This window comes from Nocardia coubleae NBRC 108252 (genome assembly GCF_001612805.1).
Lineage (GTDB): Bacteria > Actinomycetota > Actinomycetes > Mycobacteriales > Mycobacteriaceae > Nocardia > Nocardia coubleae.
In genome coordinates this window covers 15,888-36,904 of record NZ_BDBD01000011.1, presented here as the reverse complement: position 1 = coordinate 36,904, position 21,017 = coordinate 15,888, and the positions used below count along the sequence as shown (strand labels likewise).

Annotated in this window: 24 protein-coding genes; 8 read left to right on the top strand and 16 right to left on the bottom strand. The window is 67.4% G+C overall.

Annotated elements, in window-relative coordinates:
• Positions 1-15: 15 nt before the first annotated feature.
• The 5 genes from NCO8_RS09155 to NCO8_RS09135 form a co-directional block, all read right to left on the bottom strand.
• Positions 16-651, bottom strand: coding sequence for a TetR/AcrR family transcriptional regulator (locus tag NCO8_RS09155; protein WP_210739936.1), 636 nt, complete (start codon positions 649-651; stop codon positions 16-18).
• Positions 651-2,198 carry an MFS transporter gene (locus NCO8_RS09150; protein ID WP_067638100.1) on the bottom strand — a complete coding sequence of 516 codons (1,548 nt, stop codon included), beginning with the start codon at positions 2,196-2,198 and terminating at the stop codon, positions 651-653. Before NCO8_RS09150 ends, NCO8_RS09155 begins: the two co-directional genes overlap by 1 nt.
• 228 nt (positions 2,199-2,426) lie before the next feature.
• Complete coding sequence (locus NCO8_RS09145) at positions 2,427-3,164, bottom strand: SDR family NAD(P)-dependent oxidoreductase (protein ID WP_067638098.1); 738 nt, start codon at positions 3,162-3,164, stop codon at positions 2,427-2,429.
• Positions 3,161-4,183: a phosphotransferase family protein gene (locus NCO8_RS09140; RefSeq protein ID WP_067638096.1), complete on the bottom strand. Its 1,023-nt coding sequence runs from the start codon at positions 4,181-4,183 to the stop codon at positions 3,161-3,163. The genes NCO8_RS09145 and NCO8_RS09140 overlap by 4 nt, the downstream gene beginning before the upstream one ends.
• Positions 4,180-5,388, bottom strand: a complete 1,209-nt coding sequence (locus NCO8_RS09135) for an acyl-CoA dehydrogenase family protein (RefSeq protein WP_067639883.1) — start codon at positions 5,386-5,388, stop codon at positions 4,180-4,182. Before NCO8_RS09135 ends, NCO8_RS09140 begins: the two co-directional genes overlap by 4 nt.
• A 128-nt stretch (positions 5,389-5,516) precedes the next feature.
• On the opposite strand from NCO8_RS09135, the gene NCO8_RS09130 reads away from it, so the two are divergent.
• The gene (locus tag NCO8_RS09130; RefSeq protein WP_067638094.1) at positions 5,517-6,389 is read left to right on the top strand and encodes a TetR-type transcription factor C-terminal domain-containing protein; all 873 of its coding nucleotides are present in this window, start codon (positions 5,517-5,519) and stop codon (positions 6,387-6,389) included.
• Between the two features lie 73 nt (positions 6,390-6,462).
• Here NCO8_RS09130 and NCO8_RS09125 read toward each other — a convergent pair whose 3' ends face one another.
• Both NCO8_RS09125 and NCO8_RS09120 read right to left on the bottom strand, forming a co-directional pair.
• On the bottom strand, positions 6,463-7,395 hold the full coding sequence (locus NCO8_RS09125) for a phosphotransferase family protein (protein WP_245655288.1): 933 nt from the start codon (positions 7,393-7,395) through the stop codon (positions 6,463-6,465).
• A 73-nt stretch (positions 7,396-7,468) separates the two neighbouring features.
• On the bottom strand, positions 7,469-7,642 hold the full coding sequence (locus NCO8_RS09120; RefSeq protein ID WP_174550310.1) for a hypothetical protein: 174 nt from the start codon (positions 7,640-7,642) through the stop codon (positions 7,469-7,471).
• 144 nt (positions 7,643-7,786) lie between these two features.
• On the opposite strand from NCO8_RS09120, the gene NCO8_RS09115 reads away from it, so the two are divergent.
• From NCO8_RS09115 to NCO8_RS09105, 3 genes are all read left to right on the top strand, one after another.
• Positions 7,787-8,668: a DMT family transporter gene (locus NCO8_RS09115; RefSeq protein WP_067638088.1), complete on the top strand. Its 882-nt coding sequence runs from the start codon at positions 7,787-7,789 to the stop codon at positions 8,666-8,668.
• Between the two features lie 131 nt (positions 8,669-8,799).
• Entirely contained in the window at positions 8,800-10,023 is a 1,224-nt protein-coding gene (locus NCO8_RS09110; RefSeq protein ID WP_084456813.1) for an ABC transporter substrate-binding protein, read from the top strand.
• Positions 10,024-10,183: 160 nt separating this feature from the next.
• Positions 10,184-10,489 carry a hypothetical protein gene (locus NCO8_RS09105; protein WP_067638086.1) on the top strand — a complete coding sequence of 102 codons (306 nt, stop codon included), beginning with the start codon at positions 10,184-10,186 and terminating at the stop codon, positions 10,487-10,489.
• A gap of 162 nt (positions 10,490-10,651) precedes the next feature.
• Here the strand turns inward: NCO8_RS09105 and NCO8_RS09100 are convergent, their stop codons facing one another.
• A complete protein-coding gene (locus tag NCO8_RS09100) occupies positions 10,652-11,236 on the bottom strand; it encodes a helix-turn-helix domain-containing protein (RefSeq protein ID WP_067638084.1) in 585 nt (194 codons plus the stop codon).
• Between the two features lie 115 nt (positions 11,237-11,351).
• Here NCO8_RS09100 and NCO8_RS31190 point away from each other — a divergent pair, with 115 nt between their 5' ends.
• Both NCO8_RS31190 and NCO8_RS09095 read left to right on the top strand, forming a co-directional pair.
• Complete coding sequence (locus NCO8_RS31190; protein WP_157104846.1) at positions 11,352-11,510, top strand: hypothetical protein; 159 nt, start codon at positions 11,352-11,354, stop codon at positions 11,508-11,510.
• Positions 11,507-12,700 carry an MFS transporter gene (locus NCO8_RS09095; RefSeq protein ID WP_067638082.1) on the top strand — a complete coding sequence of 398 codons (1,194 nt, stop codon included), beginning with the start codon at positions 11,507-11,509 and terminating at the stop codon, positions 12,698-12,700. Before NCO8_RS31190 ends, NCO8_RS09095 begins: the two co-directional genes overlap by 4 nt.
• 186 nt (positions 12,701-12,886) lie before the next feature.
• On the opposite strand, the gene NCO8_RS09090 is transcribed toward NCO8_RS09095, so the two are convergent.
• The 6 genes from NCO8_RS09090 to NCO8_RS09065 all read right to left on the bottom strand — a co-directional run bounded on the left by NCO8_RS09090 (position 12,887) and on the right by NCO8_RS09065 (position 17,792).
• Positions 12,887-13,357 carry a DUF1360 domain-containing protein gene (locus NCO8_RS09090; protein ID WP_067638080.1) on the bottom strand — a complete coding sequence of 157 codons (471 nt, stop codon included), beginning with the start codon at positions 13,355-13,357 and terminating at the stop codon, positions 12,887-12,889.
• On the bottom strand, positions 13,354-14,523 hold the full coding sequence (locus tag NCO8_RS09085) for a zinc-dependent alcohol dehydrogenase (protein ID WP_067638078.1): 1,170 nt from the start codon (positions 14,521-14,523) through the stop codon (positions 13,354-13,356). Before NCO8_RS09085 ends, NCO8_RS09090 begins: the two co-directional genes overlap by 4 nt.
• 15 nt (positions 14,524-14,538) lie before the next feature.
• On the bottom strand, positions 14,539-15,057 hold the full coding sequence (locus NCO8_RS09080; RefSeq protein ID WP_067638076.1) for an SRPBCC family protein: 519 nt from the start codon (positions 15,055-15,057) through the stop codon (positions 14,539-14,541).
• A 30-nt stretch (positions 15,058-15,087) separates the two neighbouring features.
• The gene (locus NCO8_RS09075) at positions 15,088-15,795 is read right to left on the bottom strand and encodes a hemerythrin domain-containing protein (RefSeq protein WP_067638075.1); all 708 of its coding nucleotides are present in this window, start codon (positions 15,793-15,795) and stop codon (positions 15,088-15,090) included.
• Between the two features lie 303 nt (positions 15,796-16,098).
• Positions 16,099-17,172 (bottom strand): NAD-dependent epimerase/dehydratase family protein, encoded by a 1,074-nt coding sequence (locus tag NCO8_RS09070; RefSeq protein WP_067638073.1) that lies wholly within the window; start codon positions 17,170-17,172, stop codon positions 16,099-16,101.
• On the bottom strand, positions 17,169-17,792 hold the full coding sequence (locus NCO8_RS09065; protein WP_067638071.1) for a hypothetical protein: 624 nt from the start codon (positions 17,790-17,792) through the stop codon (positions 17,169-17,171). The genes NCO8_RS09070 and NCO8_RS09065 overlap by 4 nt, the downstream gene beginning before the upstream one ends.
• 372 nt (positions 17,793-18,164) lie before the next feature.
• On the opposite strand from NCO8_RS09065, the gene NCO8_RS09060 reads away from it, so the two are divergent.
• Positions 18,165-18,827 (top strand): cyclase family protein, encoded by a 663-nt coding sequence (locus tag NCO8_RS09060; RefSeq protein WP_084457103.1) that lies wholly within the window; start codon positions 18,165-18,167, stop codon positions 18,825-18,827.
• On the opposite strand, the gene NCO8_RS09055 is transcribed toward NCO8_RS09060, so the two are convergent.
• Both NCO8_RS09055 and NCO8_RS09050 read right to left on the bottom strand, forming a co-directional pair.
• On the bottom strand, positions 18,814-19,611 hold the full coding sequence (locus tag NCO8_RS09055) for an SDR family NAD(P)-dependent oxidoreductase (protein WP_067638069.1): 798 nt from the start codon (positions 19,609-19,611) through the stop codon (positions 18,814-18,816). The two genes, NCO8_RS09060 and NCO8_RS09055, sit on opposite strands and share 14 nt — an antisense overlap.
• 38 nt (positions 19,612-19,649) lie before the next feature.
• Positions 19,650-20,219: a hypothetical protein gene (locus NCO8_RS09050; protein WP_067638067.1), complete on the bottom strand. Its 570-nt coding sequence runs from the start codon at positions 20,217-20,219 to the stop codon at positions 19,650-19,652.
• A gap of 78 nt (positions 20,220-20,297) precedes the next feature.
• Here NCO8_RS09050 and NCO8_RS09045 point away from each other — a divergent pair, with 78 nt between their 5' ends.
• The gene (locus tag NCO8_RS09045; protein WP_084456811.1) at positions 20,298-20,945 is read left to right on the top strand and encodes a TetR/AcrR family transcriptional regulator; all 648 of its coding nucleotides are present in this window, start codon (positions 20,298-20,300) and stop codon (positions 20,943-20,945) included.
• Positions 20,946-21,017 lie beyond the last annotated feature (72 nt).

Genomic DNA, 21,017 nt, shown 5'->3' with positions numbered 1-21,017 from the left:
TAACCACAATTCAGTTCAATCGTCTCGCCCGCGAGCTCTCGGAGGCGACACTCGATCGCTGTCGACCGAGCCGTTTCGCGACAGCGCTTTCCGGAGAACCGCTCGAATGTGTGCGGGGTCGGCGTCGCGGTCATCGAGGAGGATGGCAGTACACAAACCGTCCGACAGCGCGACGAAAGCCTCGATCGCGTCGGGGTCGTCGGTCTGTGTTCGGGCGAGTTCGGCGACCTTGTCGCGCCAGGCGCGCGCGGCCGGGCGCAGCGCCGGACGGCGCGCCGCGAGGGTCGACAGCTCCCGCTCGGCGAGAGCTCGTTCACGTCCCGGGCCGGCGGATTCCGCGATGAGTTCCGACAAGCCGTCGAGGGGATCGTCGTCGGTGGCGATGAGATCCTGGATGCGGCCGGTGTACTGCTGCGTGACGCTCGTCAAGGCGGCCACCAGCAGATCGTCCAGGGTGGCGAAATAGTAGAGGGTCAGGCTGGTGGTGATCCCGGCTTCCTTGGCGACGGTGCGGTGGGTGACACCCGTCGCACCGTCGCGGCGGACGATCTCCAGCGTTGCTTCGATGATCTGAGCTCGTCGCCGGTGGCCACGCGCCTTGCGTCCGTCGGCAACGTCCGGCTCGACTGCCATCGCCTTGTCGTCGTTCATCACTCGCTCCCGGATGGCGAGACCGCCGCCTCGGCCGGCCGGTCGACGGCACCGAGTGGCTCGAGGTGCCGCAGCGTCACGAAACAGACCAGGGAAGCGATCGCAATCGCGGCACCTGCTGCCACAGACGCGGTGTTGAGTCCAACGGTGAACACGGTTCGCGCATGCTCCAAAGCGTCGCCTGATACCCGGCTCGCCAACGATGACGCGCCGGCGAGGCTGTCACTGTAGGTCGCGGCCACCGATGCCGACAACCCGGCGGGAACCTCGATGCTGCCGCGGTAGATCGCGGTGGTGAAGCTTCCCAAGAGTGCCACACCGGCTGCGATACCGAGTTCCTGGACGGTCTCGGACAGTGCGGCCGCCGATCCTGCCTTGTCCGGCGGCGCCGCGCCGACAACGATATCGGTGCCGAGCGCGGCGATGACTCCGAGGCCGAGATAGACAAGGGCGAAGCCCACGACGACGGTGCCGTTGCCGTCGGTGCCCGCCAGTGCCAACAACGCATACCCCACCAGCGACAACGCCAGAGTCGCCGCCATGACCACACCGGGCGAGACACGCCGTGCCAGCAACGGTGCCCCGATGGCGCCGACGAGCATGGCAAGCGCGGGCGGACCCATCCACAAACCGGCCGTTGTCGGGGAGAAGCCAGCGACGAGCTGCAGGTATTGCGTCACCAGGAACATAGCGCCACCGAAGCCGACGAGGCCGATCAACAGCACCGACAGAGCCGCGGAGAAGGTCGAACTGGTGAACAGCTTCACGTCGAGCAGCGGTTCCGGCAGACGCAGTTGACGGCGGACGAACGCGACGGTGGCGACACCACCGACCACGGCGGCCGCCACCGCGGGGAGGTCGATACCGTGCGCGGCGGCATGCTTGATCGCGTAGACGACCGGCAGTATCGCTGCCAGTGACAGCCCGGCACTGAGCACGTCGAGCCGACCGGCAGGTGACCATCGCTCCGGAAGCAGCGTCGGCGCGCCCGCCAGCACCAGCAGGGCGACCGGGACGGCGATGAGGAAGACCGCACCCCACCAGAGTGCCGCGGTCAGCACGCCACCCACGATCGGGCCCGCGGCCATCCCCAGGCCGAACGCTGTCGCCCAGACACCGATGGCCGATGCTCGCTGTCCGGGATCGGTGAACATCGTGCTGATCAGGGAAAGGGTCGAAGGCATCAGCGTTGCCCCGGCCACTCCGAGCAGCGCACGCGCCGCGATCAACCACAAGGCCGTCGGAGCGAATGCCACCGCGACCGAGGCTGTCGCGAAAAGCGCCACTCCGATCATCAGGAGCCGACGCCTACCGACCCGGTCCCCCAGCGTTCCCATCGTGATCAGGAGCCCGGCGATCAAGAAGCCGTAGGCATCCATGATCCACAACGTCTCGGTCGCGGATGGATCCAGATCAACGGCCAAACTCGGAACAACCAAGTACAGGGCCGTCACATCAAGGCCGAGCAGCATGGTCGGCAACGCCAACAGCGCGAGCCCACCCCATTCCCGCCAACCCGCGCGCCGATTTTCCTGATCACCGCTCATCGCCGAACCCCACCTAGTTGAACCAACGTACTATTTGTACGATAGTTCAAATTACTGGCGACGACTCCGCTTGGCAACAACTCCGTTCAAGGTCGACGACGAAACGGTGGGCGAGCACGAAAGCGGACGAACCAAACCCCGTGAGCTCAGACTCTTCGGACGGGATGCGCAGCTCCTCCAGCCTGATGGAGCTGATGAAACGGCCAAGCGCTGATCGCGACAGCGCAGTCAGGCCCGGTAGCCGTCGGTGCCCGCGCGGGACATGACGATCGTCGGCACAACTGCGCGGGCGGACAACCGCAGCAGTGCGTCGACCATCTCGACGATGTCGTTCACGGCGAGCATCTGCTCTGGGGGAACCTGATCGTGGATCCAGGCGCTCATCTCGGTGTCGACGTAGGCGGGTGCGATGGCGGTGGCGGTGACTCCGTTTCCGGATTCTTCGGCGTTGAGGGTGGCCAGCAGTGAGATCAGCGCCGCTTTTGCCGCGCCGTAGACGGCGAGCCCGGCCTCGGCGTAGACGCCGGTGATCGATGACAGCGCGATGACTTTCGCACCGCGACCGGGGTTTTCCCGGGCTCCGGCGCGCAACAGCGGCAGCGCGCCCTGCATCAGCTGGATGGGAGCGCGGACGTTGACTTCGATGGTCTTGTCGAAGCGCCGCATCGACGATTCGGCCAGCGGGCCCGCGGTACCGACACCCGCGTTCAGGATCAGGGCCGACATCGTCGCGAATCGATCCGTGTGCGCGCCGAGCACGCGCGCGACGCCCTCCTCGTCGGACATGTCGGCAGCGGCAACGACCACTTCCGCCGCGCCGTCCGCACGCAATTCCTCGGCGACTGCGTGCAGACGGTCGACGTCGCGCGCGGTGATGGTCAGCGAATAGCCCTGCTGCGCCAGGTGTTTCGCGATGCCGAGGCCGATACCCCGCGAGGCGCCGCTGATGAGCGCGGACCTGGTCATTTCCGGTGTCCTTTCATTGCCCGCAGCCCGGCCGCCATGAATTCCGGCGTCGCCTCGGCCGCACGTTCGGCGCCTGCTCCGGCGCCCGAGCCCTGGAGCGCGCGGTGGGTGATGCCCTCGCCGATCACGCCGAGTTTGAAGTTGGCGAGCGCGAGGTAGAACCCCCAGTCGCCCAGGTCTCGGCCGGAGGCCGTCGCGTAGGCCTGTGCGAGAGCGTCGGCGGTGGGCATCCGATCGCTGGTCCACGCGGCCGAGGAGCCGAGAACCAGGTCGAACACCGGTGAGCGGTACACACACATCAGCGCGACATCGGTGAGCGGATCCCCCAGTGTCGACATCTCCCAGTCCACGACAGCACGCACCCGGGCCGGATCGGCCGCGTCCAGAATCGTGTTGTCGATCCGGAAGTCGCCGTGCACGATCGAGGCCGCGGAGGCGTTCGGCACTGATTCCGCCAGCGCCGCGTGCAGCGCCGCGACATCGGCGAGCTCACGGGTCTTCACCCGATCCCATTGGGCCGCCCACAGATTCACCTGCCGTTCGACGAAACCCGTGGGGCGCCCGAACGTGCCGAGACCCACCGCGTCCGGGTCGATTTCGTGCAATCGGGCCAGTACGCGCACCAGCTCGGCCGCGCTCGCCGCCACTTGGGTGTCGGTGAGGGCGGCTAGGTCGTCCTGGTCGCGGATCACCGTTCCGTCGACGTATTCGACCACGGTCATAGGGGCGCCGAGCGCGGTGCCCTGCGCATCGAATGCGACGGTCTTCGCGACCGGCACCGCCGACCCCTCGAGCGCCCAGGTCACAGTGAATTCGCGGGCCATGTCGTGGGCGGAGGGGGTGAGCCCGGCGACGGGCGGACGGCGCACCACCCAGCTCGACTCGTCGTCGGCGACCGCGAAGGTCAGGTTCGAGCGGCCACCGCCGATCAGTTCCACCCGTAGCTCACCGCGCACCGCGACGCCACTGTCGCGCAGGAACTTCTCCAGTGCGACGACATCCATTCCGGGAAGGCTCATTTCATGTCCTGCTGTGCGCGACGGGCCGCGCTCACCGCGCGTTTGGCGATGGCCCAGCGGTGCACCTCGGACGGACCGTCGTAGATCCGGAACGGCCGGACCTCGCGGGAGAGCCGAGCCAGCGGCAGGTCGGCGGAGACGCCGAGGCCACCGCACATCTGCATGCTGCGATCGATGATCCGGAAGATCGCTTCGGCCGCATAGGTTTTCGCGATCGACGTCGCGTTCGCGGCGGGTTCGCCGAGGTCGAGTTCCCAGCATGCGCGGGTCAGCAGCGCCCGCGTGGCGGCGATGTCGATCTCGTTGTCGGCGATCATCTGCTGGATCATGCCGAGATCGCCGAGCCGCGAACCGAATCCGCGACGCTCGGCCACCCGCGCCACCGCGACGTCGTGACCGCGGCGGGCGGCTCCGAGCCAGCGCATCACGTGGGTCATGCGGGCAGGCCCCAGCCGCACCTGGGCGTATTCGAAGCCGCGGTCGACCGCCCCGAGTACAGCCGAGTCAGGGACGAGCACGTCGTCGAAGAACACCTCGCAATGGCCGCCGAGCATCGATCGGTCCAGGGTGTCGATATGGCGGCCCACTCGGATTCCCGGGGTCTCGGCCGGGGCGAGGAACATGGTCGCGCCACCGCGATCTCCTGGTTCACCCGAGGTGCGGGCCATGATGATGAAGAAGCCCGCGCCGTCGGCGCCGGTGATGAACCACTTGTGACCGTTGATCCGCCACCCGCCCTCGGCGCGCACGGCGCGGGTGGTCAGCGCGGAGGGGTCCGAACCCGCACCGGGGGCGGGTTCGGTCATCGCGAAGGCCGAGCGGACCTCGCCGCGCGCCAGCGGGGCGAGGAACTGTTGTTTCTGCTCGGGATCGGCGATGTGGGCGAGCATGTGCACATTGCCCTCGTCCGGGGCCGCGATGTTCAGTGCTGTCGGGCCGAACAACGAGTAACCCGCTTCTTCGAAGATCGGTGCGCGGTTCACCATTCCCAGTCCGTGCCCGCCGTACTCGGTCGGTGCGTGCGGTGTGAACACACCGGCCTCGCGTGCGGCGTGTTGCAGATCCTTGCGCAGTGCGTCGCCGCCCGCGGCAGTGATGTCGCCGTCGTGCGCGTCCTCGATCGGTAGCACCCGGTCGCGAACGAACCCGCGGGTGCGGTCGGCCAGCCGCTGCACCTCGGGCGGATAGGACAGATCGATCGCCACGAAACCACTCCTCGCTCCCAGACCGAACGATCGTTCGGCGTTGGACACTCAGCACACTGACATGTTCGTTAATACCTGTCAACTACAGCGTTTCTCGTTACACGTTCTGTTCAGCTATTCTGAACAGCATGAACACGCTCGACAACGGACCGACAGATCTGGGTGCGCGGCTGCGAGAAGCGAGAGTCGCGGCAGGGCTGTCGTTGCGGGAGACCGCGCGCCGCATCGGGGTCAGCCCGGCCACGCTCAGTGCCGTGGAGACCGGTAAGACGGGCGTCTCGGTACCCCGGCTCCGCCGCCTGGCCACCGAACTCGGCACCACGACGCAGTGGCTGCTCGACGAGTCACGAAACCCGGTGACCACACAGCGTCCGCGCGGCGCCGTCATCGAGCCGATCACCGAGACGACCCGCGCATGGCGTGAGTTCCCGCCGCTGGACATCGATCCCGTGCTCACCGCCGCGATCGAATCCTTCGTGGAAACCGGCTACCACGGCGCGACCATGCGGTCGATCGCACACCGGGCAGGCATGAGCGTGCCCGGCGTCTACCACCACTACCGCGACAAACAGGACCTGCTGGTGCGGGCACTCGACCTCACGATGGACGAGCTGCACTGGCGGGTCGGCGCAGCCCGGAGCGAGGCGGCCACCGGTCGCGAACGGCTGATCCGCACGGTCGAGGCGCTCGCGCTGTTCCACACCCATCGCCGCGAACTCGCCTTCATCGGCGCCAGCGAGATGCGCAGCCTCGATCCTGCCGATCGGCAGCGAATCACCCGTTCCCGCAACAAGATCCAATACCTGCTCGACGAAGACATCGACACCGCCCTCGCCGAGGACAACCGCGGCACCGACCAGGCGAAAGCCGCCGGCCGCGCGATCGCGACAATGTGTACCGCCCTCCCACAATGGTTCCGCCTCGGCGGCCCGTCCACCCCTGAGCAGATCGCTACCGCCTACGCCGACTTCGCCCTCGGCCTACTCGGCATAAGCCGGTGAATTTCCGGTACGGATCGACCGTGATCCCGGAGCGGGCCGCCAGGCTACGGCGCGGACACTCCTCGGTGGGTTGTCAGTCGAACAGCCCGTTCGCGAACGGTTGCTTTCGCCAGGCGTCGAGAGCGGGCGCGAGCGCGTCGGCGAGGATCGGCTGCTGGTCGACCAGGGTGAGGCAGGTGATGGCACGGACCATGCCGACCGCGTCGGCGAACTGTGCGACGCGCGGGTCGAGCGGACGTGTTCCGTTGGCCCTGGCGGCAGCGTCGTAGGCGGCGGCCCCCTCGGGGCCCATGGCGGCCAGATCCCATTCGATGGGGCCGAGGCAGGTGAGTTCGAAGTCGGCGTAGAGGTGGCCGGTGCGGGTGGTGACGATATTGACCGCGGGCGCGTCGCCATGGATGGGTTGCGATGTGATGCCGGGGAACTCGGCGTCGAACGCGGTGCGCGAGGAGACCAGGGGTTCCAGCAGTGCCCATTCGCGGCGGACTCGGTCTAGGTCAGCCGGAGCGAGGAGGTCGGGCCGCTCGGCGAGCACGGTCAGACTCGAGGTGATGGTGTGTGGTTCGGCGGCGGCGAGGAACGGCAGGTCGCCGGGATAGTCGCGCAGGGCAAGGTGCAGGTCGGCGACGCGGGCGGAGTTGCGCACGTAGTCGGGTTCGACGTCGGGGTCCTGGTCGACGTACTGCCAGAACGTCATCGAGAAGCCGTCGCGGCGTACGGGTTCGGCCGGGACCAGCGGGCTCGGCGGGATCACGGGGATTTGCCGGCCGGCCAGCCAGGACACCACATCGAGTTCGATGCGCTGGCGCAGGTACTGCTCGTGGACGGGGAGGGTGACCACCGTCGGTACCCGCACCACGACCGGTGCGGGCGCTAGGTGTACCACCACGGAGAACACATCGTGCAGGACAGCGGGGTCGGTCACGGTGAGCCCCTGTGCGCGGCCGGCGGCGACCGCGGCGTCGACGGCACGCGCGGTGCGGTCGGCCAGTTCAGCGGTACTCATGGGGGTCGACATGGGCACCGATGGTGCCATGGTCGAAGGGTTCACGGCCACCACGGATCAAACGTTGTCGCGCTCAGCGCGGCGCCGGAACGCCGTGCAGAAGGCCCATGAGCGGCGCGAGTTCGGGAATCGCCTCGGCGTCGGCAAGTGCCCGTTCGAGGGTGCGATCGTGTGTGGGACGCGCCTTTTCGTAAGCGGCCCTTCCGGTTTCGGTGAGCTCGGTGTAGGTGAAAGAAGGCGGGGCCATCTCGATCATATTCAGCGAACTGGCGCGATATTGACGAAAGTTGTCATATCAGCCACTAGCGGGAGGCCCGGACCGCCGAAATCATAGGATGAAAATGGGTGAGCGCCGTGCTCCCCGCGGGATCAGAAATGGTGGGTGAGCCGGGTGACTAGGCGCGGGTGGGTCCTGTTCCTCGCCCTCGGGGTGATCTGGGGTGTGCCGTACGCGATGATCCGCATCGCGGTCGAGAGCATCGACCCGGTGGTCGTCGCGTTCGGCCGCACCGCGATCGGTGGCCTGCTTCTTTTACCGGTCGCCCTTTACACCAACGCCTTTCGCGGCGTCCTCGCGCGCTGGCGGATGCTGCTCGCTTACACCGCCGTCGAGATCATCGGCCCGTGGGTGCTGCTCGGCTACGCCGAACAGACCCTGCACAGCTCCACCGTAGGCATTCTGCTCGCCGCGGTGCCGCTGATCGCCGTCGTCCTGGTGACGATGCTCGGCCACGACCACTTCGACGGTCGCCGCACGCTCGGCCTCGCCGTCGGCTTCGCCGGTGTGGCGGCGCTGGTCGGTCTCGACATCGACCTCACCGCACCGGCGGCGCTCGGCGCGGTGGCCGTGGTGACCATCGGCTATGCCATCGGCCCGATCATCTACGACCGAACTCTCGCCGATCTGCCCGCGCTCGGCGTGGTCACGGCGTCGCTGCTGCTCGCGGCCCTGGTCTACACCCCGTTCACCGCGGTGTCCTGGCCCGAACACATCCCCGCCGACGCGGCCTGGTCGGTGCTCGGGCTGGCCGTGATCTGCACGGCCGCCGCGTTTCTCGTGTTCTTCGCGCTCATCGCCGAGGTCGGCCCAGCTCGGGCCACCGTGGTCACCTATATCAATCCGGCGGTGGCGATCGTCCTCGGCATCGCGGCGCTCGGCGAACCGTTGACGATCGGCATGGCAATCGGCTTCCCGCTCGTCATCATCGGCTCGATCATCGGCACCCGCAGCGCCACCGCGCGCGTGCGCGACGCGGTGCCCGTCCGGACCTGAACACACGAAACCACCCGATCGACACGTCGGGCTGCGCTGATTCTTCGACTCGGTATGCGATCCTTCGGCAGATACGAGCGCTCGTCTCGCACGGTTCAGTCCACTCGCACCCGCCATCGACAGGAGATGTCATGGACGCAGGCCCTACCGCCCGCAGCGAGGCACCCCTCCCCCGGGTCGAAGCAGGCCGACCGGTTCTGACCATCGGGGTGGTCGTCGCGCGTTCGGGCCGCCTTTCCAGCCTGGGCGACCCACTCGACTTCGCCCTCGCGGAGCTCACCCCACACCTGCACCGGCTGGCGCCCCGCGGCACCCGACTGCGGATCGCCGGCCGCGACAGCAAGTCGACCGCCGACGGTGCGCGCCAGGCGGTCACCGAACTCGTCCGGGACGAGCGGGCGCGCATCGTGCTCACCCTTGCCGGAACCCAGGTTCTGCCGGTGGTCGCCGACACGTGCGACAGTCTCGGCAGCGTCTGCGTTTCCAGCACCTTCCCCTGGCAGGTGTACTACTACGGCCGGGGCGATCGGCCGTTGAAGCGGGCGTTCCATTTCTGCTGGGGTCTCGACGACATCGCCGAGGTGTTCGCCGACCTCTGGGAGCGCGCGGCGCCCGACGGCCCGGCGGTCGGCTGCCTGTGGAACGACGGCCCCCAGGGCAACTGGTCGCGCCACCACGTCCATGGTTTCGCCCCCGTCGCACGAGGACGTGGTCACCGACTGGTCGACCCGACGGGCTATCACGAGCCCGCCACCGACTTCGCCACTCACCTGCGCGCTTTCCGGGACAGCGGTGCCGAGCTGGTGACCAGCGCGGCCACCACCCGCGACCTCACGCTGTTCCGAAGCAGGGCAACCGAATGCGGTTGGCACCCGCGCCTGATCACCTGCTCCCGTTGGCTCGCCTACCCACCCACCGCCACCTGCTCCGGCGGCGAGGCAGGCCAGGACAATGTGGGAACCCTGGCTTACTGGACGCCTGTGCACCCCTACCGGTCCTCCCTGGACGGCACCACCGCCGCCGAACTCGCCGACGCCTACACCCAGCGCACCGGACGGCCGTGGTTGCAGCCCCTCGGCCTGGCCTACGCACTGTTCGAGGTCGCCGTCCACGCGCTGCGCACCGCCGACGACCCCACCGACCCCGACGCGATCGCAAAAGCATTGCACCGCACCGATATCCAGACCATGGCCGGCCGACTGGACTGGACCTCGGGACCGGTGCCCGGCGTCGCGGTCGTGCCGCTGGCCGGTGGGCAGTGGCAGGTCACGGCCGGGCGCGCATACGACCTCGCCGTGATCACCCCCGGCAGTGTCGAGGGGCTGCGGCCGACCGCGGATCTGGTGGTCTGCTGAGCACGCGTGTCGCCCCTGAATGCCCAGCACACCGCGTTATCGTTCGATGGCAATTCGCATTTCTCCTGATGGCCCACCCGGATTCCCGGCGCGCCACGCTTTCTGCCGCTCCGGGTGGACGACCGATTCGTCCTTCCACGGAACAGAACAAGGAGATCTCATGACAAGTACTCGCATCGCCCGCACGCTCCTACCCGCCTTGGTCGTCGTGGCGGGCACGCTGCTGCTCGGCGCACCGACAGCCGCCGCCGAATCAGTGTGGTCCTACACCTGCACCACGGTCGAGCCGAACTTCCCCGACATCGTCGGCACCGGCTGCACCCCGGGCGAGGATGCGCCCACCGAAGGCCCGATCGACGGCGAATTCGTGGTGACACGCCCCGACGACGGCGCACGGTGGATCTGCAGCTCCGGCATGGTCTCCGGAGATATCGTCGAAGGGGTCGAGTGCGACCGCAGGCGATGATCGAACCGCCGGTTCGCGGCTGACGATCCACGCGTCGTCCCGGACCCTCGCCGGGACGGCGCGCGCACCGCCCGGTAGCGCACATACGACCAGAAGAAGACGTCGAGGTTGTCGAAACAGTTGTCGCCCCCGTATGGAACTGGGAGCGTGCGTGGTGCGCTGTCAGCGGCGGGAGGTCCGGGCACGGATGTGGATGCGTTCGCCGTGTCGTCCGAACAGGCTGAGGAGTTCCACACTGCCGCGGCCCGCCGCACCGAACCAGTGCGGGATCTGGCAGTCGAACTCTGCCGCCTCACCGGCGTCCATCACGAAATCGTGCTCGCCGAGCCGGACGCGTAGTCGTCCGCGCAGCACGTAGAGCCATTCATTGCCCTCGTGGGTCCGCAGGTAGGGCTCTTCATCGTGGGCGGGGATGATCATCTTGTAGGCACGGAGATCGCCCTGGTGCCGGGACAGTGGGACCAGCACCCGGCCGTCGTTCTTGGTCGGTTCCTGCGGCACACGAGGATCGACGATCCGGGGTGCGGCGACGATCTCGTCGAGCGCGATTCCGAGCGCAACCGTGATCGGCAGGAGCAATTCGAGGCTGGGTTTGCGCTGCCCGGATTCGAGCCGGGACAGCGTGCTGGTCGACAGACCGGTGGCCCGGGCAAGGTCGGCCAAACTGAGTTTCCGCTGTTCGCGGGCACGTCGCAAACGTGGCGCGATCTGCTCGATCACGGCGCCCACGGTCGGTTGGTCATCCATCCGGCCAGCCAACCAATCCATCCCGGAATCGGCAAGGTTGTTTGCCGATTCCGCACAGGCACACCGATGCTCGTCTCGGAGGTGCTTACAAATGAACGAAACAGTGGATACGGCTATGCATAGGTTTCCATCCCGCGGCGGCATGCCGCCGACGGAGTTCGACGCGACCGGCGTCGACGGAATCGAGGCCGAACGAGAACGGTTGGCAGACTTCTGGGTGCGCCTGATCGACAGGTCCGTGCGTGACGTCGCGTCGGCAGGTGATCGTCGATGACCGTCACCACACAGCTCACGAACCGACGCAGCGACCGCCTGCCCGCCGGGGTATACCTGCTCGGCTTCAGCCTGTTCGCGATGGGCACCGCCGAATTCCTGCTCGCAGGTGTGCTTCCCGACGTGGCCACCGACCTCGATGTACCGCTGTCGTCGGCCGGCATGCTCATCACCGCCTTCGCGCTCGGTGTCGTATTCGGTGGACCGCCGTTCGCCGTACTCAGCCTGAGGTTGCCGCGCCGCACCGCACTGCTGGCCACACAGGTCGTCTTCGCCCTGAGCATCGCGATCGGCCTGCTCGGCAGCTATCCGGTACTGCTGGCCTCCAGAGTTGTGGCCGGTATCGCCTATGCCGGATTCTTCGCGATCGCCTCGGTGACCGCGATCGGCCTGGTCACTCCCGACCGCAACGCTCGCGCGTCCGGCGTGGTGGTGAGCGGGCTCAGCGTCGCGATGGTCGCAGGCGGACCCTTGGGCACACTACTGAGCCATTTCAGTGGGTGGCGGGGCGGATTCTGGGCCGTGGTCGCCCTCACGCTGGTCGGGATCGCCGGTTGTGTTCTCGGGATTCCCGCTACCGCAACGGATGCCCGACCAGGCACCGGATCGGTCGTGACACGCGAACTCGCCACAATACGCAAGCCGAAGCTGTGGGTGATCTACGCGATTACCATTACGACCACCGCGGCATACATGCTCACGTTCAACTACCTGGCCGCCATGCTGGGCGATATCACCGATGTCGGCGAGGTCTGGATCCCGGCCGTCCTCGCGCTGTTCGGCATCGGGGCCTTCGCCGGGTTGACAATCGGTGGCCGGATCTCCGACCGGCGCCCCCACTTGGCACTGGGCACCGGAACCGGCGCGATCGTGATTCTGTCCGTGGTGCTCGCGGTGTCGATGCGACAGATCTGGATCGTCGTTCCTGCGGTATTTCTGCTGGGTGTGGCGGCGTTTGTGCTCAACCCCGCCCTGTACGGCCGGGTGTTCACCATCGCCGGCGACGCGCCGACTCTCGCGGGAGCCACCACGGTCTCAGCCTTCCAATTGGGTATCAGCTGCACCCCGGTGTTGGCGGCCGTGATCCTCACGCAGGAGATGGCTCTGACGTCGGTTTGCCTGCTCGGAGCCGTGCTCGCAGTGCTGGCCGGCCCCCTGATCCGGCTCGACGAGTCACGACCGACACCTTAGACCGCCGCTCAACGCGCCGGCGCGAGCTCGGTCTCCGAAGACTCGCGCCGGCGCCGTAGGCAAGCGGACCTGGCCGGACAGACCAGTGACTCCTCGATGTGGTCTGACCGAAGACCTGAGTCGGCCAGTGGTCGAGCTTCCGGGCACCTGGCTCTCGCGAACGTAGACCGACGGCGTGACCGCGAACTAACCTTCGGCCAGCTGTTGGGCCTTGGCGTACGCGAGGTGCAGAAAGTCGGCGCCGACCAGGGCTGTCATCCCGTCGGCTACCAAGCGGGTCGTACGGGGTGCGAAGACGTGTCCGACCGTGAGCGCCGTGACTGCCCACACATCGAAACAGAAAGGGCAGCTGAGTAATTCGCCGATCGTGTGCTGGATGCCCTGTTGGCCCTTCGGTCGCTCCATCACTTCGCCGGGGCCACCGGTGCCGACCTCTTCGGTGAACGGGGCTCGCACGGGTCTGGTGACGGCCGCCTTTGTTGCAGTGCGGGAGAGTTTGTGCGCGGCAGCGGCGGTGGTGATCAGTTCCGGTACGGTCATGGCGCGCGGGAGTCGACGATCGGTCACCCTGCTCAACAGTGCGACGGCGGCGACGACCACCGCGTAGAGCCCCATCGTCGCGGCGTACCCGCCCAGGCGGCGCTGGCTGCCGTTCATGGGCGAAATACCGCCCGGATGCAACCTTCGCGCTTGTTCTTGAAGATGTCGTAACCGCGCACCGCGTCCTCCAGCGGTAAGTCGTGCGTGATGAGATACGACGGGTCGAGATCGCCCTGCTGGATGTAGTCGAACATCCGCGGCATGTATCGCTGACCGTGCTGCTGCGACGATCGGATCGTCAGACCCTTGTTGGTCACCACACCCATCGGGAACTTGTCGGTCAGCCCGTAGACACCGAGTACCGACACGACCCCGCCTTTGCGGCACGCGACGATCGCTTCACGCAACGGAGTCGCGCGGTCGGTTTCCAGCCGCAGCAATTGCTTTGCGCGGTCATAGACCTGCTGCAGTCCGGTGCCGTGCGCTTCCATCCCGACCGCCTCGATGCAGGCGTCCGGGCCGCGACCCCCGGTCATCTCCCGCACCGCCTCCAGCACACTGTCGACCGCGGTGTAGTCGATGGTTTCGGCGCCGAACTGTTCGCGCGCCAGAGCCAATCGTTCCGGATACCGATCGATGACGATGACCTGACCCGCGCCGAGCAAGCGGGCGGTGTGCCCGGCCATGAGGCCCACCCCACCGCTGCCCCACACCGCGACCGTGTCGCCGGGTGCGATGTCGCAGAAATCGGCGCCCATCAGGCCGGTCGGCACGGCATCGGAGAGGAACAGGGCCTGTTCATCGGTGACGCCCTCGGGGATGGTGAAGCAGTTGACGTCACCGAACGGCACGCGGACATACTGCGCGTGCGATCCCTGATAGCCACCGAACGGATGGGTGTATCCATAGATTCCCCCGGTCGGATACCCCAGAATCGGCTGTTGCAGTTCGGCATTCGGATTCGTCGTGTCACACGACGACCACAGGTCGTGCTCGCAGAACCAGCAGGACCCGCACCCGATGAACGACGGAACCACCACGCGGTCACCGACTTTGCGCGCGGTGACTTCACGGCCCACCTCGACAACCTCACCCATGAACTCGTGCCCGAACACGTCGCCTTCGCGCATGCCGGGCAGATAGCCGTCGATGAAATGCAGATCCGATCCGCAGGTCGTGGTCAAGCCGACCTGAACGATGACGTCGTGCGGGTTGAGCAGTGTGGGGTCGTCGACCGTTTCCACCGCCAGATCGTTGACGCCGTTCCAACAGAGTGCACGCATGTATCGCCTCCTAGGTCAGTGCGCGGCCGCACGCGCGCTCGGATTGTGTGCGAGGGTGGGTACCTCACCGGTCTGCAGCAACGCGCGCGCCCGGTAGAGCACCTTGAATGTGGCTGCGCCGATGAGAAAGTCGGGTACCGGTGACTCGACCCGCAAGCTCACCTCGGTCCCGGCACCGCGGGGCGCGTCCCGGAATGTCACGCGGATCTCGGCGGGCCCGGCGTGGACGCCGTTCTCGGTGGCGCCGACAAAACGCAGGCCGTCTTCCTCGGTCTGCAGAGTGGTATCCCAGGTGATCGGGTCCTCGTCCCGGCGGTGCAGAACCCATTCGTAGCTCGTCGGTCCCGTGGCGCGGACCCCGGCCACGTCACCGAGCACCTGCGACAGCTTCTCGGGATCGTGCCAGAACTGTTCGACCTCGGCGCGCGGGCGGCTGATCGTGACGGTTTGCGCACCGCCACCGCTACTGGCGGAATCGATGACCTTCCCCACGAGAGCTGTCAGCTGTTCCTTGGCCTTCTCGATGTAACTCATGACATTCCCTTTCGAAACCTCTCGGAAGTGTCAGCCTCGCGTGGTCGAATGCTCGCCGCGACGCAGCAGCGGCAGGTGCTCGACGGCTCCGGCGACAGAGGCGAGGACGTGGCTGGTGTTTCGGCATCCGGCCGCCAACGAGGCAGGTACTCGTCGAGCAGCCTGGTCGAGCCGATCCCGCGCCCGATCGAGTCCGGTCAGCGGCAGCGCGGCGAGTGCGTTGCCCGGTGGCCGTCGCGAGACGGTCGGGTGTGGACGAGTGGGAGCGGTGTACCGCAGCGCCGACCACAGCAGGCCGGCCCGGCGCAACGCACGCGGATCCAGCGCCTCCTGCAGCTTCGGCAGAAGTAGGTCCTCCTCGTCTCGCGCGTCCTGCCGGAGTAGCTGGGCGATACGCTCGAACAATCGACGGTGCTGCGGGCTGTCTGGATCCGTCCGTTCCAGCTCGGCGAACAACTCGTTGATCTCCTGATGTTCCTGTTCCACCCGCAACGTCAGCGCCGGACCGTCCGGCAGGGTCCGGCGAACCAGCGGCCACAGCACCGCCTCCTCCGCGAACGCATGTGGGAAGACGAGGCGGCACAGCGCGGTCAGAGCATCTTGGCGCTGACTGCCGGTGGTGTTCGCGACGCGCTCCAAGAGCAGGTCCAGCCGATGGTGGTCGCGGCGTTGCAGCGTCAACACACTCAGCGCGCCACCGAGTTCGTCTTCTGTTTGGACGGATAGTGACCGTGGCACCTGTCCTCCTCCCAGTGCGGGTATGCGATGCCTACCCGGTGCTCGGGGCCACAAACCGCATCGTCACGTTCCGCGCGCGTGTTCGAGATGTCGATTGCACGAGGTGATCGCGGCGCGATATTGCTCGCGCACGGATCGGGCAATCACGGGCATCACCGGTTTCGCTGGGAGGGAGCGGTTTCCGGATCGCGCCAGGTGATGCTGGACAAGGCCGCGGCGGCAGGCACGTGTGCGCATCCACAAGACCGGCCTTGCTCACACCGTCGAAGCGCGCGCTCAGCGAGTACCGAGGCTGCGTTCCGCTCATGGCCCGGCCCGGCGCGGCGGGGCCTGGCTCTGATGCGTCGGCGATCCGAAATGAAAGGGTACTCGTGGCGGTGCCAGCGCCGGGCTGTCGCCGCGTCGGTGCGCGCGAAACCCGGCGGCGAGTTCGGTGGCGACGGCGATGGCGTCGTGCTTCGGTGACCAGCCGAGCTCTCGGTGGGCGCGGCCCGCGTCGACCAAGCACGCCTGGTCGGCCAGATCGAGCCAACCGGGGTGCAACGGTTGCAATCCCAGCCGCCAACCTGCCCACGCGGCAGCGGCCAGCACCGGCCGTGGCACAGGAAGCCGGAATCCGCCGAAGATCGTGGCGAGAACGGGCGCCGAAAGCACCGGTTCGGCAGCGAGACCGAAGGCTCCCGTCGCCCGTTCGCGCACGATCAACCAGATCGCGGCAGCCACGTCCTCGGCGTGCACCAGCTGCAGGCGAAGATCGCGCCACAGGGGCACCGGCAGCAGGCGGTGACCGATGACGGCACGGGCCAGCCACGGGCTCAGTACCCAGTCGGCGATCTCGGCGGCGGCGGCGCCTTGCGCGACAGCACACGGACGGATCCGTGCGATTCGTAGCGAGGGGTTCGCGCGGGCGAAGGCGTCGAGTTGTTGTTCGAGGACGACCTTCCCCCTGCTGTAGGCGCTGGTGGTGATGCCGTCCAGCGGCCACCGCTCATCGACTCGTCGCCATCGTGCGGTCGGCGTGCAGGTCGCCACCGAAGACGCACATGTCAGGTGGGCGACCCCGCAGGCTGCGGCGGCTTGCAGCACGTTGGCCGTGCCGACGCGGTTCGTCCGTTCCATCGGCGGATCTCCGGTGCGCGGATTGATCGCCCACGCCAGATGGACGAGGGCATCCGCGCCGGTGCACGCGTGGGTCAGCTGCGGCAGCGCCGCCGGGTCGCCGATATCGCAGCGAACCCAGCGGACACCGGTGTAGGGAGGGCAGTCTGCTGGGGGTGGGCGCCGGACGACACCCACCACCTCACAACCCTCCGCACGCACGGTGTGCAGCAGTGCCGTACCTACACTGCCGCTCGCCCCGGTGATCACGACCTTCACTGATGACCGACCATGCGGCCGGTGACAAGTCCGGTGTCCCAGGCGCGTTCGATGAGCTGGGCTACGTCGATGCGGCTCAACTCACGCACCCGCGGGCTAGTCACCAGGCTGTTGACGTAGCTGACCACCTGATCGGTGATCAGGGAGTTCAGGTGCGCGAAGGGCTCGGCGAGTCGAGCAAGGGCGTTCTTCGCTCGCACCTTGATGGTCACATCGTGCCGGGAGATCGACTGATGCCGCACCACCAGCGCACACGGGGCGTCGGGAACAACGGTGACCCGAGTCCGCACACATGCCGCGGCGAGGTAGTGGGCAGGGATTCCGCCAAGCCTTGCCTGAATCCGGAACGTGACCGGTACCAACACCGCCATCTGGCAGCAATCCGTCTGTGAAGGTGTGACCTGCACGCGCTCGGTGCGGCCTGCCGCGGTCGCGGAGACCAACCCACCCGGGCCGACGGTGATCGGGCCGGTTTCGATGTGGTCGCCGATGATCGTCGCGAACACCTCGGCGATGCGTTCCGGTCGGGTTGCGGCCCGCAACAGATTGTCGGCGAATGCGATGCGCGCGTGGGCCGACGAGAGGGGCCGCTCATCGGCCGCTGTGAACTGGTCGTACATGGACACCTCCCTCGGGGCCCGTATACCCGTGAATACGATCGGAAACCGACCTTCGACCAGGTGCTGCGTACCTACCCGACTCGCCCCCTGTCGAACCACTCGGCACGACCGGCTTCATATGGTCGTATCGCGCGACCCGGCGGTGGGTCGACGACGGTCGGTGGCTTTTCCGGCGGTGGCCAGGTGGTCCACGCGGTGGCAGCCGCGTGCTCGGCGACAGATCTCCCCCAGTCCCACATAGTTCGCTCCTCCCCTGAGCTACTCGGCGGGTCTAATCAGGCTATCGGCCGAATATCTTGCAGCGCCAACGGTTTTCGCGGGGGGACAGCACAGCGGCCTCAGCACGGTCGACGGCTCTCGTATGCTGACGTGGTGCGCCTGATCGATCTGACCCGGCCGATCCACACCGGCATGCCGGTGTTCCCGGGCGATCCGGAAGTTCTGCTGGAACCGGCATTGCGTGCCGCCACCGACGGCGTGAACGTGCTGCGCGTGCATCTCGGGTCGCAATCCGGGACGCACGTCGACGCGCCCGCTCATCTGGACGACAGTCTGCCGACCTTGGATCAACTGCCCCTCGAGCGCTTCGTCGGACCAGCCTGGATCGTGGATGTGCGATCGGTGCCCGCGCACACCGCGATCGGACCGGCACTGTTCGACGTCGACCTGCCACCCGGCACGATCGTGCTGATCGCCACCGGTTGGTCGTCGCGGTGGGGCAACCCGGACTACTTCACCCACCCATACCTGCACCCGGAATCCGCACAACTGCTGGTGGACAAGGGAATCCGGACCGTCGGCATCGACGCGCCGAGCATCGACCCGTCCGGGACCGACGACCTTGACCTGCCCGCACACCGGATCCTGTGCGGTGCGCACGCCGTGATCGCCGAGAACCTCACCGCACTCGACGAGCTGTCGAACGCGCAGGCGTCAGGCGAATCGATCGAGGTTTCGTTGTTTCCGCTGCCGCTGCGCGGGGCCGACGGCGCACCGATCCGGGCGGTGGCCCGGGTCGGCTTCAGCTGTTCTTGAAGGGGTTGAAGGTCTTTCCGAGGAGGTAGCCCAGGCGGACGGGCAAGGGCTTCATGGCGACGGCGGAGATCTTGTTGACGATGCCCGGGACACACACGGGCTTGCCTTTCATCACAGCGTCCCAGCCCTCGGCGACTACAGCGTCGGGCTGCTGCCAGAGGATGCGGGGCAGATGGTCGGCCTTGTCGCGCGTGCCCATGACGTCGTGGAATTCGGTGCGGGTGAAGCCGGGGCACAGGGCGGTGACGTGGATGCCGTGGTGTTTGAGTTCCATGTCGAGGGCTTGTGAGGTGTCGAGGACGTAGGACTTGATGCCGGTGTAGAGCAAGCCGGCGCCGGGCGGGGCGAAGGCAGCGACCGACGACAGGTTGACGATGCGACCCCAGTGGCGATTCTTCATGCCGGGGATGACGAGGTGGGCGAGTTCGGTCGGGGCGGTGACCATCAACTGGATCTCCCCAGCCAGGGCGTTCCACGGTGTGTCGGCGAATGCTGTCTTGCCCGAGAGACCGGCGTTGTTGATCAGGACGTCGACGGGCAAGCCCTGCCGGTCGGCGTAGTCCACGATCGCGGCTGGTGCGGCGCTGTCGGTGAGGTCGGCGGCGAACACCTCGCAGCGCACATCATGGCGTGCGGTCAGCTGTGTGGCGAGTTCCCGGAGACGATCGGCGCGGCGGGCGACGAGCAGCAGTTGGTAACCGTTCGCGGCGAGGTGGTGGGCGAACGCCGCGCCGATGCCGGCGGACGCGCCGGTGATCAGGGCGGTGCAGGGAGTTGTGGTCATGATTCCTTCGTTCGGATAGGGCCGAGACGTGAGTGGTGTCAGGCGGGCGTGCCGGGCAGCTCGCGGGTGCCCGGGGTGAAGTCGCGGCGGGCTTTACCGATGTCTCCGCGATAGGAGCCGATCGGGCCGGTCAGCAGGAAGGGCCGGGGGACGCGGCGCTGGGCATCGGTGAACCCCCAGGTGCCGATTCCGAGGTAGACGCCGGGCGCGGCCCGCCGCACCTCGTCCACCATGTGGATCGAGCCGCAGAGCGAGGTGTAGGCGCGATAGACGAGCGTGTAGGACAGTGCGCCGTCGTAGCGGGACGGGGCCAACAGCGTACGCATCGGGTAGCGCTGCCGGACTCGGCCGAGCCTGCCGAAGGTGTTGTAACCACGCCCGCTGTTCTCGTCGACAGGCCGGAAAGCCTTGCACCGCCATGGCTCGAGCGGGTTGGCCACGGCCACCTTTCCGGTCACCACGGCGAACAGATTCGGCTGGGCCAGCAGAGCGGCGGCGTATTCGCCGTCGATTTCGGCGATCGTGGGGGCTTCCAGAGTGGTGAACAGGGCAAGCAGACCTCGGGTGTCGAGTCGGCGCAGCTCGTCGGCCACGTTGTCGGAGTCCATGTGAACCAGCCTCATTTCTTGAATGTCGCTCAAGAAACGTACCGCCTTCTTGAGCGCGGTTCAAGATAGAGTGTCGAGGTGCCAAGGAACCGACGCCCGCAGAACCGTGAGGAGAAGCAAGAGGAGATCATCGCCGCCGCGCGACGCCTGCTCATCGACGACGGCTTCGACTCGGCGTCCACAGCGCGGATCGCCAAAAGCGCGGGCGTCACCGTCAATACGATCTACTGGTACTTCCAGGACAAGGACGAGCTGCTCATCGCGGTCCTCGACCGCATTCTGGCCGAGGCACTGGCCACCTACGCGGAGATCGACGGCCTGCCGCTGAACGAGCAGCTGCTATGGGTGGTCGACCAACTCGAACAGCTGCACGGGCTGGTCAATACCGTGCACGCCCGGGTGGCCACCTCCCACTCCGTCGCCGCCTGGCACACCGGGTTCCATCAGCTCGCCGGCGCGCTGTTCGCGGACAACCTCCGCGCGGCCGGAGTCGCCGAGACCGATCTCGCGGCCATGTCCGCCATCGGCACCTTCGTGATCGAAGGGCTCCTCACCCACCAGCACGACGACGTGGACAAGCGAGCGGTCATCGACCTGCTCGTCCGCAGCCTCACCGCCACATCCGGCCCACCGAAGGTCGCTTCCTCGGATGTCGCTGCCGCACAGGCACATCGAGCGCCCGCACGAAGGATCAGCAGTGACTCGCGCGGTGACCGAGAGCCCTGATCGACTGCCGGTCGGCCGCAATCCTGACGCCGGGTCGGCGATCCGCCGCCCGCGAGGACCGGGTCCGCCTCA

Bases quoted from the DNA above. Each gene is read 5' to 3' on its own strand.
- NCO8_RS09155 (WP_210739936.1), bottom strand. From the start codon at position 651: ATGAACGACGACAAGGCGATGGCAGTCGAGCCGGACGTTGCCGACGGA.
- NCO8_RS09150 (WP_067638100.1), bottom strand. From the start codon at position 2,198: ATGAGCGGTGATCAGGAAAATCGGCGCGCGGGTTGGCGGGAATGGGGT.
- NCO8_RS09145 (WP_067638098.1), bottom strand. From the start codon at position 3,164: ATGACCAGGTCCGCGCTCATCAGCGGCGCCTCGCGGGGTATCGGCCTC.
- NCO8_RS09140 (WP_067638096.1), bottom strand. From the start codon at position 4,183: ATGAGCCTTCCCGGAATGGATGTCGTCGCACTGGAGAAGTTCCTGCGC.
- NCO8_RS09130 (WP_067638094.1), top strand. From the start codon at position 5,517: ATGAACACGCTCGACAACGGACCGACAGATCTGGGTGCGCGGCTGCGA.
- NCO8_RS09125 (WP_245655288.1), bottom strand. From the start codon at position 7,395: ATGAGTACCGCTGAACTGGCCGACCGCACCGCGCGTGCCGTCGACGCC.
- NCO8_RS09120 (WP_174550310.1), bottom strand. From the start codon at position 7,642: ATGGCCCCGCCTTCTTTCACCTACACCGAGCTCACCGAAACCGGAAGG.
- NCO8_RS09110 (WP_084456813.1), top strand. From the start codon at position 8,800: ATGGACGCAGGCCCTACCGCCCGCAGCGAGGCACCCCTCCCCCGGGTC.
- NCO8_RS09105 (WP_067638086.1), top strand. From the start codon at position 10,184: ATGACAAGTACTCGCATCGCCCGCACGCTCCTACCCGCCTTGGTCGTC.
- NCO8_RS09100 (WP_067638084.1), bottom strand. From the start codon at position 11,236: ATGGATGACCAACCGACCGTGGGCGCCGTGATCGAGCAGATCGCGCCA.
- NCO8_RS31190 (WP_157104846.1), top strand. From the start codon at position 11,352: ATGCATAGGTTTCCATCCCGCGGCGGCATGCCGCCGACGGAGTTCGAC.
- NCO8_RS09095 (WP_067638082.1), top strand. From the start codon at position 11,507: ATGACCGTCACCACACAGCTCACGAACCGACGCAGCGACCGCCTGCCC.
- NCO8_RS09090 (WP_067638080.1), bottom strand. From the start codon at position 13,357: ATGAACGGCAGCCAGCGCCGCCTGGGCGGGTACGCCGCGACGATGGGG.
- NCO8_RS09085 (WP_067638078.1), bottom strand. From the start codon at position 14,523: ATGCGTGCACTCTGTTGGAACGGCGTCAACGATCTGGCGGTGGAAACG.
- NCO8_RS09080 (WP_067638076.1), bottom strand. From the start codon at position 15,057: ATGAGTTACATCGAGAAGGCCAAGGAACAGCTGACAGCTCTCGTGGGG.
- NCO8_RS09065 (WP_067638071.1), bottom strand. From the start codon at position 17,792: ATGTACGACCAGTTCACAGCGGCCGATGAGCGGCCCCTCTCGTCGGCC.
- NCO8_RS09055 (WP_067638069.1), bottom strand. From the start codon at position 19,611: ATGACCACAACTCCCTGCACCGCCCTGATCACCGGCGCGTCCGCCGGC.
- NCO8_RS09050 (WP_067638067.1), bottom strand. From the start codon at position 20,219: ATGGACTCCGACAACGTGGCCGACGAGCTGCGCCGACTCGACACCCGA.